The sequence below is a fragment of the Aquabacterium lacunae genome (assembly GCF_004310865.1).
GTDB lineage: Bacteria > Pseudomonadota > Gammaproteobacteria > Burkholderiales > Burkholderiaceae_C > Aquabacterium > Aquabacterium lacunae.
In genome coordinates this window covers 10895-28416 of sequence record NZ_SIXI01000009.1, presented here as the reverse complement: position 1 = coordinate 28416, position 17522 = coordinate 10895, and the positions used below count along the sequence as shown (strand labels likewise).

The 17522-nt window shown below is 66.2% G+C and carries 14 protein-coding genes; 1 reads left to right on the top strand and 13 read right to left on the bottom strand.

The window, feature by feature from the left end:
- Positions 1-13: 13 nt before the first annotated feature.
- A complete protein-coding gene (locus EYS42_RS16340; RefSeq protein ID WP_130969273.1) occupies positions 14-1045 on the bottom strand; it encodes a methyl-accepting chemotaxis protein in 1032 nt (343 codons plus the stop codon).
- A gap of 16 nt (positions 1046-1061) precedes the next feature.
- Positions 1062-1436, bottom strand: coding sequence for a response regulator (locus tag EYS42_RS16335; RefSeq protein WP_342635529.1), 375 nt, complete (start codon positions 1434-1436; stop codon positions 1062-1064).
- A 215-nt stretch (positions 1437-1651) separates the two neighbouring features.
- Here EYS42_RS16335 and EYS42_RS16330 point away from each other — a divergent pair, with 215 nt between their 5' ends.
- The gene (locus EYS42_RS16330; protein ID WP_245503683.1) at positions 1652-2023 is read left to right on the top strand and encodes a thioredoxin family protein; all 372 of its coding nucleotides are present in this window, start codon (positions 1652-1654) and stop codon (positions 2021-2023) included.
- A 48-nt stretch (positions 2024-2071) separates the two neighbouring features.
- Here EYS42_RS16330 and EYS42_RS16325 read toward each other — a convergent pair whose 3' ends face one another.
- The 11 genes from EYS42_RS16325 to EYS42_RS16275 all read right to left on the bottom strand — a co-directional run bounded on the left by EYS42_RS16325 (position 2072) and on the right by EYS42_RS16275 (position 17455).
- Entirely contained in the window at positions 2072-4489 is a 2418-nt protein-coding gene (locus tag EYS42_RS16325; RefSeq protein WP_245503682.1) for a bifunctional diguanylate cyclase/phosphodiesterase, read from the bottom strand.
- A gap of 355 nt (positions 4490-4844) precedes the next feature.
- Positions 4845-6203 (bottom strand): condensation domain-containing protein, encoded by a 1359-nt coding sequence (locus EYS42_RS16320; protein WP_130969272.1) that lies wholly within the window; start codon positions 6201-6203, stop codon positions 4845-4847.
- A gap of 36 nt (positions 6204-6239) precedes the next feature.
- A complete protein-coding gene (gene holA / locus EYS42_RS16315; RefSeq protein ID WP_130969271.1) occupies positions 6240-7301 on the bottom strand; it encodes a DNA polymerase III subunit delta in 1062 nt (353 codons plus the stop codon).
- Between the two features lie 13 nt (positions 7302-7314).
- Positions 7315-7863, bottom strand: a complete 549-nt coding sequence (locus EYS42_RS16310; RefSeq protein ID WP_130969270.1) for an LPS-assembly lipoprotein LptE — start codon at positions 7861-7863, stop codon at positions 7315-7317.
- Positions 7864-7872: 9 nt separating this feature from the next.
- A complete protein-coding gene (gene leuS / locus EYS42_RS16305; RefSeq protein WP_130969269.1) occupies positions 7873-10575 on the bottom strand; it encodes a leucine--tRNA ligase in 2703 nt (900 codons plus the stop codon).
- Positions 10576-10739: 164 nt separating this feature from the next.
- Positions 10740-11219, bottom strand: coding sequence for a PACE efflux transporter (locus tag EYS42_RS16300; protein ID WP_245503681.1), 480 nt, complete (start codon positions 11217-11219; stop codon positions 10740-10742).
- The gene (locus EYS42_RS16295; protein WP_130969267.1) at positions 11212-11886 is read right to left on the bottom strand and encodes a hypothetical protein; all 675 of its coding nucleotides are present in this window, start codon (positions 11884-11886) and stop codon (positions 11212-11214) included. The genes EYS42_RS16300 and EYS42_RS16295 overlap by 8 nt, the downstream gene beginning before the upstream one ends.
- A complete protein-coding gene (locus EYS42_RS16290; RefSeq protein ID WP_130969266.1) occupies positions 11883-12503 on the bottom strand; it encodes a hypothetical protein in 621 nt (206 codons plus the stop codon). Before EYS42_RS16290 ends, EYS42_RS16295 begins: the two co-directional genes overlap by 4 nt.
- 83 nt (positions 12504-12586) lie before the next feature.
- Positions 12587-14755 (bottom strand): peptidase domain-containing ABC transporter, encoded by a 2169-nt coding sequence (locus tag EYS42_RS16285; protein WP_130969265.1) that lies wholly within the window; start codon positions 14753-14755, stop codon positions 12587-12589.
- Position 14756: 1 nt separating this feature from the next.
- Positions 14757-16004, bottom strand: a complete 1248-nt coding sequence (locus tag EYS42_RS16280) for an HlyD family secretion protein (RefSeq protein ID WP_130969264.1) — start codon at positions 16002-16004, stop codon at positions 14757-14759.
- Positions 16001-17455, bottom strand: coding sequence for a TolC family protein (locus tag EYS42_RS16275; protein ID WP_130969263.1), 1455 nt, complete (start codon positions 17453-17455; stop codon positions 16001-16003). Before EYS42_RS16275 ends, EYS42_RS16280 begins: the two co-directional genes overlap by 4 nt.
- Positions 17456-17522 lie beyond the last annotated feature (67 nt).

Here is a 17522-nt window from a genome sequence, read left to right as displayed (position 1 = left end):
TCGGGTTCTTGATTCAGAAAAGCTCGATCACGCGAGATTCGTCCGCACGCACGCCGGTGTGGCCGCTGCCGGCCTGGGCATGGGCGTCCCGCTGGTGGTTCATCACGTAGCGGGCCTGCCAGCCGTCGAGCATGGCTTGCACGTCGTCCTGGGTGTGTTGCCAGCCCTGGCGGTGCGAGCCGTTCATCCAGCGGGGCACGCGCTGGCCCACGTCCTGCAGGTTTTCGCACACCTGCTCGATGATCTGGCGGTTCACGTCCTGGAACTGCATCTGCGCCAGGGTGTCGACCAGGTCCATGCGGATGGTGCGCATGTCGCCTTCCATCTGCACGGCCAGACGGGCCAGGTCGGTGGCGATCTGGCCCGGGGTGGCGCCCATTTTCTCGATGTCCTGGGCCAGCTCGTCCAGCAGGCGGTTGTCCATGCGCGCGCCGGGTTCGCCCTCTTGCTGCAGCGATTCTTCGGTGCGGCTGATGCCCTGGATGCCCTGGCTGATCCGCTGGGCGGCTTCGGCCGTCTGGTTGGCCAGCTGGCGCACTTCGGCGGCCACGATCTTGAAGCCCGCGCCTTCCGGGCCGGCTCGGGCCGCCTCGATGGCTGCGTTGATGGCCAGCAGGTCGGTCTGGCGGGCGATGTCGCGGATGGTGTTGGTCAGGGGGATCAGTTCGCGCACCTGGCTCAGCAAGGCGTCCACCCGTGCGGTGTGCAGTTGCACCGCCTGCTGGAAGCGCTCCTCGTGCTCGTTCAGCATGGCCAGTGCGTGTTGCTGGCGGCGCATTTGCTCTTCGGCATCCAGCGCCAGCTGCTGCGATTTGGCGCTGGCATTCGACAGCTCGCCCTGCAGGGCACCACAGCGTTCGTTGACCGCGCTGATGCGCCCGGTCATGGCCATGACCGCGCCATGCGAGCTGGTCTCGGCCCGCCGCAACTGGTTGCACAAAATGGTGAAGCCTTCGCTCATGCGGGCCGTCAAGCCACGTTCACGCGCATCATCGTGCGAGGTGTGCCCGCGCACACCGCTCAACCAGCCGGGCAGCAGTCCCATGGCGATTCCTTCGGGTTCAGGCGACCATCAGGGTGGGCAGCACCTGATTCACCACCTTCATCAGGTCGGAGCCCAGGGCGGGTTTGAGGATCCAGCCGGTGGCGCCCAGCTGCTTGGCTTCGTCACGCTTGGCCCGCTGGCCCTCGGTGGTCAGGGCCAGGATGGGCGTGAAGCGCAGGGTCTGGCGGGCATGCCGGATGAAGGTCAGCCCGTCCATGTGCGGCATGTTGATGTCGGTGATGACCAGGTCGGGCCGCAGGCCACCGCGCAGCAGCCGCATGGCCGCTTCGCCATCGGTGGCGGTGGCCACCTTGAAACCGCTGATTTCCAGGGCGGTCTGCAGGCTCTTGAGCATGGTCACAGAATCGTCGACCAGCAGGACGGTCTTCATGATGCGGCCTTGTCGTGTGAATCGATGGCTCATTGTCGGCAGGCTGACCCGTTCTGTGGAGGGCTTTTTTGGCACTGTTCAGGACAGAATTGAAAAGTTTGCAAAAAGTTCGTGCATTCGCTGGTTTGTTCACCCGTTTGTCCATGACAAGGTGGGTGGCGTGCACCCGCCGATGGGCCATGGGCATCCCGGCCGGATGCGAGACAATGTGCGGCATGAACCCTGTGGTCCTCGACATTGCCTGTCTCTGTGCGGCCTGGTGCGGCACCTGCACGGCCTATGAGACCACCTTTGCCGAATTGACCGCCGCCTGGCCAGGACACCGTCTGCGCTGGATCGACATCGAGGACGAGGCCGAGCTGGTCGGTGACATCGACGTCGAAACCTTCCCGACGCTGCTGGTGGCCCATGCCGGGCAGGTGCTGTTTGCCGGTCCGGTGCTGCCCCGCCTGGGCGATGCCCAGCGCCTGCTGGAGGCCCAGCTCGACGGCCTGGCCCAGGGGCGGCTCACCCCATTGACCCTGAGCGATGAACAGCAAAAGGCCTACGCGGTGCTCGCGCAGGCCTTGGCGGTGTCAGGGAACTGAAAGCGGATGGACCGAGGTGGCGGGCGCGCGTGGCGCCTGTCACGGGCCTCAGATCATGGCTGCGAACTCGGTGCTCAGCCACTCGTCGGTGGTGTCAGGCGGCTGCCAGTGGCGCACCCAATGCAGGAACTGCGCTGCGGGCATGGGCCGCGCGATGAAGTAGCCCTGGCCTTCGTCGCACGACAGGCCCGACAGCAGCTTCCACGACTTGGCGTTTTCCACGCCTTCAGCCACCACGCTCAGGCCCAGGTTGTGCGCCAGGTCGATGGTCGAGCGCACGATCTTGGCGTCCTGCAGGTCGCTTTCCATGTTCATCACGAAGGACTTGTCGATCTTCAGTTCATCGACCGGCAGGCGTTTGAGGTAGGCCAGCGACGAGTAACCGGTGCCGAAATCGTCGATCGACAGGCGCAGGCCCATGGCGTGCAGGCGGCCCAGGGTCTGCAGGGCACGCTGCGGGTCGTCCATGATGGCGCTTTCCGTGATCTCCAGCACCAGGGTGTTGGAGGGCACGCGCTGGGTGGCCAGCAGCTGTTCCATGCGGGTGGGCAGGTCCTGGTCCATCAGGTCTCGGGTGGACAGGTTCACCGAGAGCTTGAGCGGAAAGCCTTCGGCGGCCAGGTGTGCAGCGGCCTGTGCGCATTGCTCCAGCATCCAGTGCGTGAGCGTGCTGATGAAGCCGGTCTGCTCGGCAAACGGAATGAAGCGCATGGGCGGCACCAGGCCGCGTTCCGGGTGTTCCCAGCGCACCAGGGCTTCAGCCCCGATGACCTGGCCGGTGCGCAGGTTCACCTTGGGCTGCAGGAACAGGCGCAGCTGGTTGTGGTCCACCGCGTAGCGCAGTTCGCTGAGCAGGGTGAGCGATTCTTCACTGGTCGAGTCCAGCCCCGGGTGGTAGACCACGGTGCCTGCCTGCTGCTGTTTGGCCGCGTACATGGCCACCTCGGCGCGGCTGAGCAGCTGGTCGGCCTCGCGGCCGTGGTCGGGGCAACAGGCGATGCCGATGCCGGCGCCCAGGTCGACCGTGTGCTCGTCCAGGCGAATCGGGCGTTCGAACGACTGCTGTACCCGGGCGGCCACGTCACGCGCCTGGGTCACGCCAGTGAGGGGAAGCAGCACCGCAAATTCGTCACCACTCAGTCGGGCCAGCACGCATTCTTCGTCCAGGGCTTCGTGGCGCAGGCGGTGGGCCACGGCGCGCAGCACCTCGTCGCCAAAGCGGTGGCCCAGCACGTCGTTCACGTGCTTGAAGCGGTCCATGTCCAGCAGCAGCACGGCGCAGGGCTGGCCTTCCTGCTGGTTGCGCTCGATGGCCTGGCGCAGGTCGTGGCGGAACTGTTCGCGGTTGGGCAGCTCGGTGAGGGCGTCTTCATAGGCCAGCCGTCGGATCTGGCCTTCCCGGGCCTGGATGGCCTGGCGCATGGCCTCGAACGACTGCGCCAGATCGCCGATTTCATCTTGCGAAGGCACCTTCACTTCGGCGCCATAGTCGCCACGTTCCAGGCGCCGTGCCAGCCCGGCCAGCTGGCGGATGGGGGTGGTGATGCGCCGCGCCGTGACATAGCCGCCCACACCAAACGCGGCCACGCCCACCAGGCTGAGCAGGAACAAGGTGAGTTTGAGGGCCGCAAAGGGCTGCAGGGCCTTGTCGACCGAGCGCATCAGCAGGGCGGTCACCGGGGGCTGTCCGGGGGCTCCCGGCAGGATCACAGGGTGGGCGCTGTACTCTTGACCCGCCACCATCAGGGTCGGATCCAGGCTGTCGGCGTCAGTACGCACTGGGTTCTGCCAGGAGGCCACCACCGGCTTCCACAGTGCGGGATCGAAACTGCCTTGACTCACGGTCCATTCGCCACGTGGCGAGCGCAGCATCAGAACCGAGTCCAGCTCGGACAGGTAACGGAGTTCCTTGAGCAGCGCATCACCAATCGGAAAGCCCATGCCCACCCAGCCGATCAGCAGGGGCGCACGCACGGGCACGGCCACGATCTGATATGGCTGTCCATTGATCACCTCGACCTGGTTGGCCTGGGTGCCCCCCGACAGGCTTTGCCGCGCGTAGCGCTGAACCGCCGCCCCGAAGGGACGTGGGTCGGTGGCAGTGCTGGCCAGCACCTCGAAGTTGGCGTTGGTGTAAATGGCCACGCCCGCGTTGATGCGTTCCCCGTGGTTTTGAAGGGCCGATTGCAGGGTTTCGCGGTCGGCGCTGGAGATGGCCGAACGGAAGCCATAGTCGGCCGCAAGCACTTTGGTCGCCTGCTCCAGGCTGCTGGTGTTTTGCTGCAGCAGGCGTGAAAACACACGCTCTCCGGTGCGCAATTCAGTGCTGATCGAGTCGCGCGCGTTGCGGTCCACCGTGTCTTCGATGAACCAATAAGACGTCAGCTGAATGATCGCCAGCAAGCCCAGGTACACCGCCACAATGCGGGCCTGGAGCTTTCTGGGGTTGATGATGGCTTTCAGCATGCGTCGGGGCACGTCAGGAACCGTTGGAAGGGTTGTCGGCGGGGCGAACTGGCACTTGAGGCTGTTCACGCCACACTCGGCAAGCGTCTTGCCACCAACCACGGTCGACCGATGGTGGCGGGTTCGAATTCTGTTCGTCGTTCACAACAATGGGCGAATCGGATTGAGGGCCTTGCGGCCCCATCAGCATGGGCATGTCGGGCATCACTGCACTCCCTTCTGCGCCTGAACAGAGGGGGTATCGGCAGTGTGATGCCTTCGATCAAGTCCCGACAGGGGTGAAACAGGGGGCAAACCCCGCCCATTTGTGATGGATCGCACGGGCAGGTGCCCGCGATCCCATGCCCATGGGGTCTCAGTCGGTGCCCACCCAGCGAGCCAGGACTCTGTTGGTCTGCGCCATCATGGCGCTCACGCCCTCTTCGCCAAACTCGTCGCGCTGGTAGGCCACCGTGGCGCGCTGCTGGCCATTCGATTGCGCCAGCACCACCAGCGGCACCACGCTGCTCACCGAGGGGTGCATCTCGGCCATGCGCACCTGGGCATCGGCCGCATTGAAGGCGTCCACGCTGCCGATGTTCGAGGCATGGAAGCTCAGCGGCGGGAACTGGTCCATGCGCTTGGCGCGGCGCATCAGGCGGCTGTACATCTGGGTCGACATGAAGCCCATCAGCTCGTAGGGCAGCAGGGGCAGCAGCAATTCGCGGCGCTCGTAGCGGGCCAGGCCCGCCCGCACGCGCGCATCGATCCACTTCACGCGCTCGGCTTCTGGCACGTGCTGAGGCAGCAACACGTCGAACACGAACACGTAATTGCCCAGCATCGGCTGCTGGCCTTCCGGGAAGTATTTGCGCAGGTCCACGCCCACGCGCACCAGGGCGGCCGTGCCCGGGCGGTTGCCGTTCATCTCCAGCAAGGCGGTGCCCATGGCCGCGATCATCAGAGAGTTCGACGAGCCGCCCAGGCCCTTGCCAGCCTTCGACAAGGCCTTGCCAGCCTGGCCGGTTTGATGGTGCAGCACCCCGCACGAGGTGAAGCGCTCGCTGCGGTCGCTGCGCAGGCGCACGATCTCGTACTGAGAGATCTCGCGGGCCTCGGCCTTGAGGTGCCTCCAGGCGGCCCACACCTTGCCGGGCCATTCCCACCAGTGGTTCGGCAAGATGGCCGGCAGCATGCTGGACGATTCCAGCGGCACATCGGCCACCGGCTGGCCATTGAGCAGCTTCATCAGCGACTCGACCAGGTGCACCATCGAACGGCCATCCATCAGCACGTGGTGCACCGTCAGCATCAAAGCGCTGCGTGTGGGGTGGGGCACGTGGGTGAAGCGCACCATCAGGCCATGCTGCAGGGCCATGGGATCGTTCACATGGATCTCGTGCCAGCGGCGCACGGCTTGCGGGTCATCGAGATCGATGTGCTCGGTGCGAAACGCGATGTCGAACAGCTGCTCGAAATGGTGGTCTTCCGGCAGGATCCGGAACTGAAAGCGCCGCGGCGTGGGCTCGAGCACGCCGCGCAGGCGCGGGAAGGCGCTCATCATGCGGCGCGCCGCCCGGCGCAACTCGGCCTCGCCGACCACCTGCTCGAAGCGGATCACATAGGCCTGGGCCATGCTGCCCAGGAAGGGCTCCATGGCCAGGTAGACCCATTCAGAGCGGTTCAGGGCCTGAACAGGGGCGGAAGAAGGCGGCAGAGGCTTGCGGACGTGCATACATCGGGGCGGGCCACATGGAAGGCAGGCCCAGGTTCACCGAGTCACAGTCTTGCACAACATGAGGGTCAGGCGCATCAAGGCTTGCCAGGGGTCTTGCGGCCAGGCGGGGTGGGGCAATCCCTTGACGATGCCGTCGACGACGCTGGCGGCATTCACCAGCCGGGCGGTGGCCGCCAGCTTGAGTTGCGGCACGATGCGCTCGTACAGGCGCTCCTTGGGGCCCCACACGCGCAACTCGCGCAGCACGCTGCCCAGGGGCTTGCCGTCGTCCATGGCCTGGCGGGCCTTGTGCAGGCCCATGATGTCGTCGCTCAGGGCCCAGTGCACCAGCACGGCCGCTTCGCCTTCGGCTTCCAGCCCCTCGACCATGCGCAGCGCACGGGCGGTCTGCCCGCCCAGCACCGCTTCGCTGAGTTTGAACACATTGAAGCGGGCCACATCGACCACGGCATCTTCGATCTGGGCCAGGCTCAGGGTGCCTGGCGGGTGCAGCAGGCCCAGCTTGACCACCTCCTGGTGGGCGGCCAGCAGGTTGCCTTCCACCTTGTCGGCGAAAAACGCCAGGGTGCGCTGGCCTGCTTCGCCCGGTTCCACCTGCTGGCCCTGTGCCGCCAGGCGCTGGCTGATCCATTGCGGCAGGGCCTGCCGCTCGATGGGGTCGCAGCGCACGGTCACGCCCACCTGGTCCAGTGCGCTGAACCAGGCGCTGCCCATCTGGGTCTTGTCGAGCCGGGGCAAGGTGACCAGGGTGATCACGCCGTCGTTGCCCGCGGCCTGTTCGCAATAGGCCTGCAGGGCGGCCGAGCCTTCCTTGCCAGGCTTGCCCCCCGGGATGCGGATGTCCAGCAGCTGCCGGTCACCGAACAGCGACATGGCCTGGCCCGCACCCATCAGGCTCGACCAGTCGAAATGGGCCCCTTGCACCGTGAACACCTGCCGCTCGGTGCAGCCGGCTTCACGCGCAGCCGCCCGGATGGCGTCACCCGCCTCTTGCGCCAGCAAGGGCTCATCGCCATACAGGGTGTAGATGGGCTTGAGCCCGTTGGGACCCGCCTTGCTCAGGTGGGCGCCCAGTTGCTCCAGACGGATCTGCATGCGGGCGCGTGGCTCAGGGCTTGAGGGTGGCCAGGCGACGCATGACCTGTTCGATCAGGTCGGTCTGCATGGCCCTGTGGATGGATTCGAACTCGTCCTGGCGGGCCAGCGCGTCCTTCTCGTTGTAAGGCAGGATGCGACTGAGCTGCAGGTCGGTGGGGCCCAGCAGCACCGAGCCATCGGCGCGCAGCACCCGAAACCGCAGCCGGGTGCGAAGACCCATGTCGCGAATCTGCCGGTAGGCTGTGGTCGATGCGGCGGTTTGCTCCTGCTGGTCGTTCAGGGCTTCGAAGATCAGGTGGCCCGCCAGGGGCTGGCCTTCGTTGGGTGAGGCCAATGCCGCAGCCTGCGCGCTGGTCTCCACCACGGCCACACCGGCTGCATCGAGCGTGCGTGCCAGCTCGATCGCCATGCCCGAATTGCCTGCAAAGCCCTGCAGGGCCATCGAGCGGAAAGGCAGGGGCTGCACGCGCTTGAGCGCAAAACCACAGCCACCCAGGCCAGCCAGGGCCAGGCCCGCAGGAATCAGCAGGCCATGGCCCAGCAGCGCGCGTCGGTTCATGCCTGAACCTTACACCACCACGTTGACCAGGCGGCCCGGCACCACGATGACCTTCTTGGGTGCCTTGCCTTCGCTGAATTTGGCGAAGTCTTCACTGGCCAGCGCTGCCGCCTCGATGGCAGCCTTGTCGGCGCTGGGGGCCACCTTGATGGCGCCGCGCAGCTTGCCATTGACCTGCAGCATCAGCTCGATCTCGTCCTGCACCAGGGCCTCCTCGACCACGGTGGGCCAGGGGGCGTCCAGCAGGTCGCCGCCATCGGTGGCGGCCAGGCCCAGGTCTTCCCACAGCACATGGGTCAGGTGCGGGCAGGCCGGGTACAGCACGCGCAGCAAGATGCCGAAGCCTTCACGCAGCACGGCGGCGTCCTGGGTGGTGGCGCCCTTGTGGCCTTCCAGGGCGTTGAGCAGCTTCATGCCGCCCGACACCACGGTGTTGTACTGCATGCGCTCGTAGTCGTAGCTGACCTGCTTGAGCACCACGTACACCTCGCGGCGCAGGGCCTTGGCTTCGGCGCTCAGCTCGGCCTGCACCACGGCGCCGGCGTCTTTCAGCAGGGCACCGTGCTTGGCGCCGAAGTTCCACACGCGCTTGACGAAGCGGTGCGCGCCTTCCACGCCAGCGTCGTTCCACTCCAGCGTCTGCTCGGGCGGCGAGGCGAACATGGTGAACAGGCGGGCCGTGTCGGCGCCAAAGGTGTCGATCAGCTGCTGCGGGTCGATGCCGTTGTTCTTCGACTTCGACATGGTGCCCACGCCTTCGTAGTCGATGGCCGTGCCCACGGGCAGTTCGCCATCGGCGCTGTCGACCGCATTGATCAGCCTGGCGCCCACCACCTTGCCGGCTCCGTCGAGCACGTGCTCGACGTCGTGCGGCCAGAAGTACTCCTTGCCACCCTTGGCCGTGCGACGGCTGTAGATGTGGTTGAGCACCATGCCCTGGGTCAGCAGCTTCTTGAAGGGCTCGTCCACCTTGATCAGGCCCAGGTCACGCATGACCTTGGTCCAGAAACGGGCGTACAGCAGGTGCAAGATGGCATGCTCGATGCCGCCGATGTACTGGTCCATGCCGCCGTCGGCCATCCAGTAGTCGGTGCGGCCGTCGACCATGGCGCCGTGGTTGTCGGCGCAGGTGTAGCGCAGGAAGTACCAGCTCGAATCCACGAAGGTGTCCATCGTGTCGGTTTCGCGCTGGGCCGGCTTGCCGCACTTGGGGCAGCCCACGTTCAGGAAGTCCAGGCGCTGCTTGAGCGGGTTGCCGCTGCCATCGGGCACCACGTCTTCGGGCAGGCGCACGGGCAGGTCTTGTTCAGGCACGGGCACCGGGCCGCAGTCGGCACAGTGGATGATGGGGATCGGCGTGCCCCAGTAACGCTGGCGGCTGATGCCCCAGTCGCGCAGGCGCCAGGTGGTCTTTTTCTCGCCCACGCCCTTGGCGATCAGCAGCTCGGCCACCTTGTTCACGGATTCTTTGTGGCCCAGGCCGTTCAGGGCGTCGCTGTTGACGCACACGCCGCGCTGCTTGTCGCCGTACCACTCTTGCCAGGCGTCGGTGCTGAAGGTTTCGCCCTCCACGGCGATGACCTGCTGGATGGCGATGCCGTACTTCTTGGCAAACGCGAAATCACGTTCGTCGTGCGCGGGCACGCCCATCACGGCGCCGTCACCGTAGCCCATCAGCACGTAGTTGCCCACCCAGACCTCGACCTGCTGGCCCGTGAGGGGGTGCGTCACGAACAGGCCGGTGGCCATGCCCTTCTTCTCTTGCGTGGCCAGTTCGGCTTCGGTGGTGCCGCCCTTCTTGCATTCTTCGATGAAGGCTTGCAATTCAGGCTTCGTGGCGGCGGCGTGCACGGCCAGCGGGTGCTCAGGGGCCACGGCGCAGAAGGTCACGCCCATGATGGTGTCGGCGCGGGTGGTGAACACCCACATCTGGCCCTGGTTGATCAGTGCGCCTTGGGCGTCTTTGATCTCGTGGGCAAACGCAAAGCGCACGCCTTCGCTCTTGCCGATCCAGTTCTCCTGCATCAGGCGCACGCGCTCGGGCCAGCCTGCCAGGTAGTTCTTGTCGTCCGGGTTGGCCACCGCGCCGAGCAGTTCGTCGGCGTACTTCGTGATGTTCAGGTAGTAGCCCGGGATCTCGCGCTTTTCCACCAGTGCGCCCGAGCGCCAGCCGCGCCCGTCGATCACCTGCTCGTTGGCCAGCACGGTCTGGTCGACCGGGTCCCAGTTCACGGTCTGGGTGCGGCGCTCGCAGATGCCGGCTTCCAGCATCTTGATGAACAGCCACTGGTTCCACTTGTAGTACTCGGGCTGGCAGGTGGCGATCTCGCGCGACCAGTCGATCGCCAGCCCCATCGCCTTCATCTGCTTCTTCATGTAGGCGATGTTGTCGTAGGTCCAGCCGGCGGGTGGCACCTTGTTCTTCAGCGCCGCGTTTTCAGCGGGCAGGCCGAAGGCGTCCCAGCCCATGGGCATCAGCACGTTGTGACCGTTCATGCGCAGGTAGCGCGTGAGCATGTCGTTGATCGTGTAGTTGCGCACGTGGCCCATGTGCAGCTTGCCCGAGGGGTAGGGCAGCATCGAGCAGGCGTAGAAGGCCTTCTTGCCCGGGGTCTCGGTCACGCGGTAGGCATCTCGGCCTTCCCAGTGTTGCTGGGCGCGCGCCTCAACGGCACGGGGGTCGTAGGTCTGGTGGTCTGGGGTGGTGCTCATGGCTGGGGTGCCAGGGCGTGCCCGGCGTTCTGCTGCAGGGATGGCCGGGCCGGCATGGCGCTGCCACCACCTGGGGATGTGGAATCTGTGGATTATAGAAAGGTGGGGCCTGGGCCCGGGCCTCATGCGCTCGGAGTCATCCGCCCTGTGTCAGGTTGCCGCACTCAAGGGTTGGCCGGCGGTGGGGCTTGGCCCAGGTCGGGCAGGCCGAACAAGAGGTCGAACGCCCAGTTGAACACGAAGGTGTACACCAAGAAAAACAGCATCAGCCCCAGATCTGTCACCAGCGCCTGCCACCAGTGCATGTCCAGCATCCAGGCGATCACAGGAACGGTCCACAGCACCAGGCCGCCCTCGAACCCAGCGGTGTGTACCAGACGCCGTTTCAGGGTTCTGCGGGTGTCTGCCTGCCGAGCTTCCCAGTGTTCGAACAAGGCATTGAATGCCATGTTCCATGCCATGGCGATGAGGGACAGCACTGCAGACAGCATCAGCCCCTGAGATGGGCTGGCCAGCTGGGCCAGGGCCATCAGCCCGCTGGCCAGCACAATGGCCAGAACTTCGAAAGAAGCGGCATGGACGATGCGCCGCTTCAGGCCTGTCAGTCGGGTCAGCAAGGCCGCAGAATCAGCGCGTTCATTCAAGACCACTGGTCTGGAATCCTCCAATCCGAGTGGCCTTGAGGTCATATTTCATGTCGCTCAGCACGGAGGGGTACTGCTGCGCCAGTGACTGACTTTCGTTGCCCAATTGGTGGGTGCGCATGTCCGGCGAAAAGTACAGGATGTTGGGCACGACCGTGCCTGGGTACGCTGGCACCTGAAACACCCCGTTGTTGGTGATGACCGCCGAGCCGTTCGCCGTCAATTCGGCATCGCCCACTGGTGTCAGTACGGCCGTACCGGAGGGGACGCTGACAGTGACCTGCTGGACCTGTTCACCTGTCGCCAAGGTGGTGCTTCCATCGATTGAGATCACCGCGTCAGGAAAGCGCAAAGAAAAGCTGACTTCGCTGGCGCAGGAGGAATCTTCGTAGAAAAAAAACGTTTCTCGCCTCAGCAACTGCCGCGTGTTGCTCGTTTGCAGGTACTGGAGTTGCTGACGATAGCCCAGGCCGGGGAAAAAGTCTTCCTTGCATTGGGCCGATTGATACACGTATACCGCGGTATCACCTTCGAGCAAACCCTGTTGCGCGTTGGTCTTGAGGTCTTGCGCCCATGTCGGGCCGGTGTCACCACCGCCGCCACATGCGGTCAGGCCCAGAACGGTGGCCGCGCTGAGAGTGCGCAGAAACAGGGAAGCGAATTTCATGGTTGACGGGGGGTCTTGGGGGCCAGGTAGCTGGGCATGTCCAGGCGCTTGAGAGGGTTTTCCAGATCGAGGTCCTGCAGGTAGCCGTCAGCGCCGCGAGGGCCTTGTGCTTGCCCCACATGGAGCAGGCCGTCTGCCGACAGCCAGCGCAGGTCGAGATCGGAACTCATGGCGGCTTCTTTCTCGACCGTGACTTTCTCGCCATTTTGGGTGCGGATCAGCCAGCTGTCAGGCGTTTCTTCGATCCGGCCTTCCCGGGCATGGGTGATGCGGATCATGCCCCGTGGCAGCACCACGGCCACCAGGTCCACGAGGCGCTGGTTTTGCGTCCGCTTCTTCTCCAGCTTCCAGGTGCCCTCGGGCAATTCCAGCAGGCCAATGAACCCGCTGGCGTCGCATGGGCCCGGGTCATACAGGGCTTTGGCGTAACGCACTCGGTGGTTTTGCTGGCCTGGCCCCACGACCATGACGTCGCGGGTGTACAGCTCGGCAGCCACTTCGGTGCAACCCGACTCGTAATGACCTTCGTAGTTCGGGTTGGCGGGCAAACCTTGTGCCTGGGACAGGGCCGAGGCACACAGCAGGAGCAGCGCAGACAAGCGTTGAATGTGTTTCATGTTCACTGAAGCAAAACCCCGCCCATGATGCCGCAAGCCGGCATGGTGCGCGTCCGTGAGTTCCCGGGGCTTGGTGCGTGGGGTCATTGCCCTGGCAGCCCTTGAGGGTCTTGCTGTGTGGCCTCGGCCAGCCGTGCCTCGAACTCGGCCTGTTTCATGAGCTGGCCGCCCCACAGCATGTACACCTCGTCGCCTTCGCTCAGGCTGTGGCGGCGGTGCGTGATGATGAAGCGGCCGCTGCCCAGGGCATTGATCGACTGCTGCACGTGGTATTCGGTGTCGAAGTCGAGGTGGCTGGTGTATTCGTCCAGCAACAGGAAGCGGGGGTTCTTGTACAGGGCGCGGGCCAGCAAGATGCGTTGCTTTTGCCCGCCCGACAGCGTGGCGCCCATGCCGCCCACCAGGGTCTGATAGCCCATGGGCATGCGCAGGATGTCGTCGTGCACGCAGGCGCGGGCCGCCGCCTGGGCCACCTTCTCGGGCGTGGCCTCGACATCGTTCATGGCGATGTTGTCGTAGATCGAGCACGAAAACAGCTGGTCGTCCTGGAAGACGGTGCCCAGCACCGAGCGGAAGGCCTCGGCGCCCAGGCGCTGGATGGGCACGCCATTGAGCAGCACCTCGCCCGACTCCGGCTGCACCTGCCCCGAGAGGATCTTCATCAGCGTGCTCTTGCCGCAGCCCGAGGGACCCACCACGGCCACGGCCTGGCCGGTGCGCAGTGTCAGGTTCACCTGGTTCAGGATGGGCTCTTCGCCTGCGGCGTAGCGGAAGGTCACGTTGCGCGCCTCCAGCACCAGGGGCTCGTCGGGGTTGAGGCTTTGCAGCGCGCCGGCGGGGGAGGGCGTCTCCACCTCGCTCAGCACGATGTCGGCCAGGCGCTCGCCCTGCAGCTTCATCAGGCGCAGGCTGATCACGCGCTCCAGCAGTTCCGAGGCGCGCTGCAGGAACTGCCCCTTGTAGGCCAGGAAGGCCACCAGCATCCCGATGGAGAACTGCTCGTCCAGGATCATCTGGGCGGCCAGGTACAGCACCAGGGCCTGCTCCACGGCGCTGATCAGGCCGTTCACGCCCTGGTACAGCATGCTGATGCGCTGCTGCTTGACGTGCGCATTGATCATGGCGGCCTGCTGGTTCATCCAGCCCGCCACGCGCCAGCCCGGCTTGGCGAAGAACTTGATGGCGGCCACGCCGCGCAGCGTTTCCAGCAGGAAGGTCTGGGCATTGGCCTGGCGCACGATCAGCTCTTCGGCGGCCTGGCGGTAGGGGCCGAACACGGCAAAGCGCATCAGCGCATGCAGCACGGCCACGCCCAGCACGATGCTGGCCAGCGTGGGGCTGTACATGTACATCAGGCCCAGCGTGACCAGGCTGACCACGCCGTCCAGCACGGCTTCGACCAGGTTGGTGGTGATGGTGTCCTGGATGGTGTCGACCGAGCCGAAGCGCGAGAGCACATCGCCCGTGTGTCGCTTGTCGAAGTACGACAGCGGCAGCTTGAGCATGTAGCGGAACACGTTGGTGCTCGAGGCCATGCGCCAGCTCTGGCTGGCCCCCAGCACGATCCAGCTGCGCAGCAGGCGTGTGCCTTCGGACATCACCGCAGCCAGGAAGATGGCCATGGCCAGCATGGCCAGCAGGGGCGCATCGCGCGTGACCACCACGTCGTCCACGATCCACTGGCTGAGCATGGGCATCAGGATGCTGAACACCTCCAGCACCAGCGACAGCAGGGCCATCTGGCCAAAGGCGCGCCACAAGTGGCCCTGGCCGGTGAAGAGCACGCGGATGTCGAAGGGCGTGCGGTCCTGCTTTTTCTGAAAGCCGGTGGTGGGCGACAGTTCGAGCGCCACACCCGTGAAGTGCGGGCTGACCTCTTTCATGGTCAGCGTGCGCTCGCCCACGGCCGGATCGAGGATGGTGATTTTCTGGCCGTCGGCGCGCGTCAGCACCACGAAGTGGTTGAGGTCCCAGTGCAGCAGGCAGGGCGTCTGCAGCTGGGGCAGCTCGTCGAGCTCCAGACGCAGGGCGCGGTTGGCTAAGCCCAGCTGCTCCGAGATCTCCATCAGGCGGGCCAGCGAGGCCCCGCGTGAGCTCAGTTCGAAGCGACGACGCAGGGTCAGCAGGTCGGTGTCGTGGCCGTGGGCGCTGGCCACCATGGCGATGCAGGCCAGGCCGCATTCAGCCGCTTCCGACTGCAGGATCAGGGGCACGCGGCGGCGCGGCCACAGGGAAAGCACATTGGGCGTCATGTCAGAGCTTGCCGCTGAAGGCGAACAGGGGGTCGAGCATCCAGCGGTACAGGCGGCGCCGGTCGAGTTCGATGTCGGCCGTCAGGGAGTGGCCGGGGCGCAGGGCGATGTCGGCGCCATAGGCCTGGATGCGGTCGGTGCTCAGCGCCACGCGCACCAGGAACACGGCACGGCGGTCCTGGCCGTTGCCGGTCTGCACGGGCACGTCGGTCTGTGACACGCTGCGCACGGTGCCGGCGTACTGGCCGAAGCGCTGGTAGGGGAAGGCGTCGTAGCTGATGCGCACGTGCTGGCCTGCCTTGATGAAGCCCATGGCCGTGCTGGGCACGTACAGCACGGCTTCGAGCTTCGATTCGGCCGGCACCACCGAGGTGATCACGGTGCTGGGGCCCACGCTCTGGCCCGGGGTGGCCAGCAGGCCCGAGATGGTGCCGTCAAACGGAGCCTTCAGCCAGGTCACGCGGGCCGAGCGGCGCTGCAGTTGTTCCTGTTGCAGGCTGAGCATGTCCCGGTCCAGGCCTGCGCGGGTCACACGGTGCTGGGCGGCCTGCTTCTGGCGCTCGTCCTGGGCCTGGGCCAGGTCGGCCTCGGTGGCGCTTTTCTGGCGCTTGAGGGCCTGCAGGCGGGCGGTCTGGTCCAGCAGGGCCTGGCGTTGCTGCTCGTACTGCAGGTCGGAGATGATCTTTTCTTCGGCCAGGGGTTGCAGCTGTTTCAGCAGCTTGCTGGCCGAGGCGATCTGCTGTTCCTGCAGGCGCATTTCTTCCAAGGTGGCGATCAGGTCGCGGCGCCCCTGCGCGATGCGCTGGTCGAGCCCTGCGAGGGTGGCCTGGTGGGCCGCATTCTGGCCCTCGGCCTGCTCCTGCACCTGCGTGCGTTGCTGGTTCAGGCTCGACTCGATCAGGGCCTGGGTGTTGCCGGCGTCAGAAAACCGTTCCTGGCTGATCTCGGCGATCAGGTCGCCGGCCTTCACGGTCTGGCCTTCTTTCACGCGCACCTGGCGCACCACGCCGGTTTCGGGCGGCAGGATCTGGGCCACGCCGCCTTCTGGCTGCAGCAGGCCCTGCACACGTTCTTTCTTGGTGTACGAGCCGAACACCAGCACGCCGATGGCGGCCACGGCCAGCAGCGCGAAAAAGGCGGTCAGGGTGCCCGCACGCACGGGCTGGATGTGCAAGGGGGCGCCGGCGGCCGTGTCGGACTTGGCCTGCAGCACCTCCTGCCGGAACAGCGATTGGGCGTCTTCACTCATGGGGTGTCTTCGGGAGGCAGGGGGCTGATCAGGGGGGCCAGTGGCGCCACGCGTTCGGCGTCCAGGCGGTCCAGCAGGGCCAGGATGTTCACCTGGGCGTTCAGGCCGGCCACGGTGGCCGACACCAGGGCCTGGCGGGCCGAGAGGATCTGCTGCTGGGCGTCGAGCAGGTCCTGGTTGGTGCGCACGCCGGCCACGAAGGCCTTGCGCACGGCATCGAACGTGGCCTGTGCGGTGGTTTCCACTTCGCGCTGGCGGCTCATCTGCAGGCGGGCCCGGGCCAGTGTCTGGTAGGCGTCGGCCAGGCGGGTCAGCACCTGCTCGCGGGTGTCGTCGAGCTGCGCCTGGGCCTGTGCGAGTTGGGCCCCGGCTTCCTTGATGCGGCTGGTCTGGGCCCCGCCGCTGAACAGCGCCCAGTTCAGTTGCACGCCCATCGACTGGCTGCGGGTGGTCTCGCTCTGGCTGAAGCCTTCCAGCTTGGGCACCTGCTTGAGTCGGCTGGTGCTGGCGAAGGCATCCACCGTGGGCTGCCAGCCTTCGGCCTGGCGCGTGCGCACGGTCGCCCGCGTGGCAGCGGCTTGCAGCCGAGCCTGTTGCCAGCTCGGGTTGCGGGCCTCGGCCTGGGCCAGGGCCTCGTCTTGTGGGGGCACCACCTCGGGCAACATCCCCGTGAGGGCCTGAAAGCCGGCGGGTGCGCGGGGGGGCAGGCCGGTCAGGCGCTGCAGGGTCAGGGCCTGGCCGTCGGCCACGCGCAGTTGCTCGTTGAGCAACGCGTCGGTCTGGGCCAGCCGTGTGCGGGTTTCCAGCGTGTCGAGCACCGTGCCTGCCCCCCCTTGCAGCCGCCGCTCATTGATCTGCAACTGACTGCGCAGCACGGCCTGTTGGGCGCGCAGCTGGCGGGCCTGCTCCAGCGCCTCCACCCAGGCCAGGTAGGCGGTGCTGGTGTCCTGGGCCACCTGGGTGCGTGTGGCCCGGGCCTGCCACTGTGCGGCTTCGCGCAGGGCGTCCTGGGTCGAGACCACCGCACGGTCGGCGGCACGCCACAGGGGCAGGGTGGCCGTCATGGCCAGCGACGTGCTGGGTGTGCGGATGCTGGGGTTGTCGTTGACCTGTTGCCGGTCTCGTGCGGTGCTGGCCGCCAGGTCCAGGCGTGGCATCCAGGCCTGGGCCCAGGCCTGGTCACGCGCATATCCTGCGGCATCGGCGCCAGCCTGAGCCGCACGCACAGCGGCGGCATGGCCATCGGCCTGCAGCAGCACTTCGGCCCAGCCGGTGGCCGCGCGCGCCGCTGCCGGGGCTGGCGCGCGTTCGGCTGGCACGTGGCCCAGTGTGGCGCTGAACGCCAATTGCAGCGGTGTGTCCTGGTGCTGGGCCAGGACAGGCTGGGCGGCGATCAGGGCAGCCGAGGCCAGCGACAGCATCACCCAGGTGGACATCAGAGAGCGGGGCACGGTCAGATCGAAACAGGCAGGCGGTTCAAGAGCGCAGCAGGTGAGCGACAGGGGCACAGAAACAACA

Bases quoted from the DNA above. Each gene is read 5' to 3' on its own strand.
- EYS42_RS16280 (WP_130969264.1), bottom strand. From the start codon at position 16,004: ATGAGTGAAGACGCCCAATCGCTGTTCCGGCAGGAGGTGCTGCAGGCC.
- holA (WP_130969271.1), bottom strand. From the start codon at position 7,301: ATGCAGATCCGTCTGGAGCAACTGGGCGCCCACCTGAGCAAGGCGGGT.
- EYS42_RS16325 (WP_245503682.1), bottom strand. From the start codon at position 4,489: ATGCTGAAAGCCATCATCAACCCCAGAAAGCTCCAGGCCCGCATTGTG.
- EYS42_RS16340 (WP_130969273.1), bottom strand. From the start codon at position 1,045: ATGGGACTGCTGCCCGGCTGGTTGAGCGGTGTGCGCGGGCACACCTCG.
- EYS42_RS16285 (WP_130969265.1), bottom strand. From the start codon at position 14,755: ATGACGCCCAATGTGCTTTCCCTGTGGCCGCGCCGCCGCGTGCCCCTG.
- EYS42_RS16295 (WP_130969267.1), bottom strand. From the start codon at position 11,886: ATGAAATTCGCTTCCCTGTTTCTGCGCACTCTCAGCGCGGCCACCGTT.
- EYS42_RS16320 (WP_130969272.1), bottom strand. From the start codon at position 6,203: ATGCACGTCCGCAAGCCTCTGCCGCCTTCTTCCGCCCCTGTTCAGGCC.
- EYS42_RS16310 (WP_130969270.1), bottom strand. From the start codon at position 7,863: ATGAACCGACGCGCGCTGCTGGGCCATGGCCTGCTGATTCCTGCGGGC.
- EYS42_RS16330 (WP_245503683.1), top strand. From the start codon at position 1,652: ATGAACCCTGTGGTCCTCGACATTGCCTGTCTCTGTGCGGCCTGGTGC.
- EYS42_RS16290 (WP_130969266.1), bottom strand. From the start codon at position 12,503: ATGAAACACATTCAACGCTTGTCTGCGCTGCTCCTGCTGTGTGCCTCG.
- leuS (WP_130969269.1), bottom strand. From the start codon at position 10,575: ATGAGCACCACCCCAGACCACCAGACCTACGACCCCCGTGCCGTTGAG.
- EYS42_RS16335 (WP_342635529.1), bottom strand. From the start codon at position 1,436: ATGAAGACCGTCCTGCTGGTCGACGATTCTGTGACCATGCTCAAGAGC.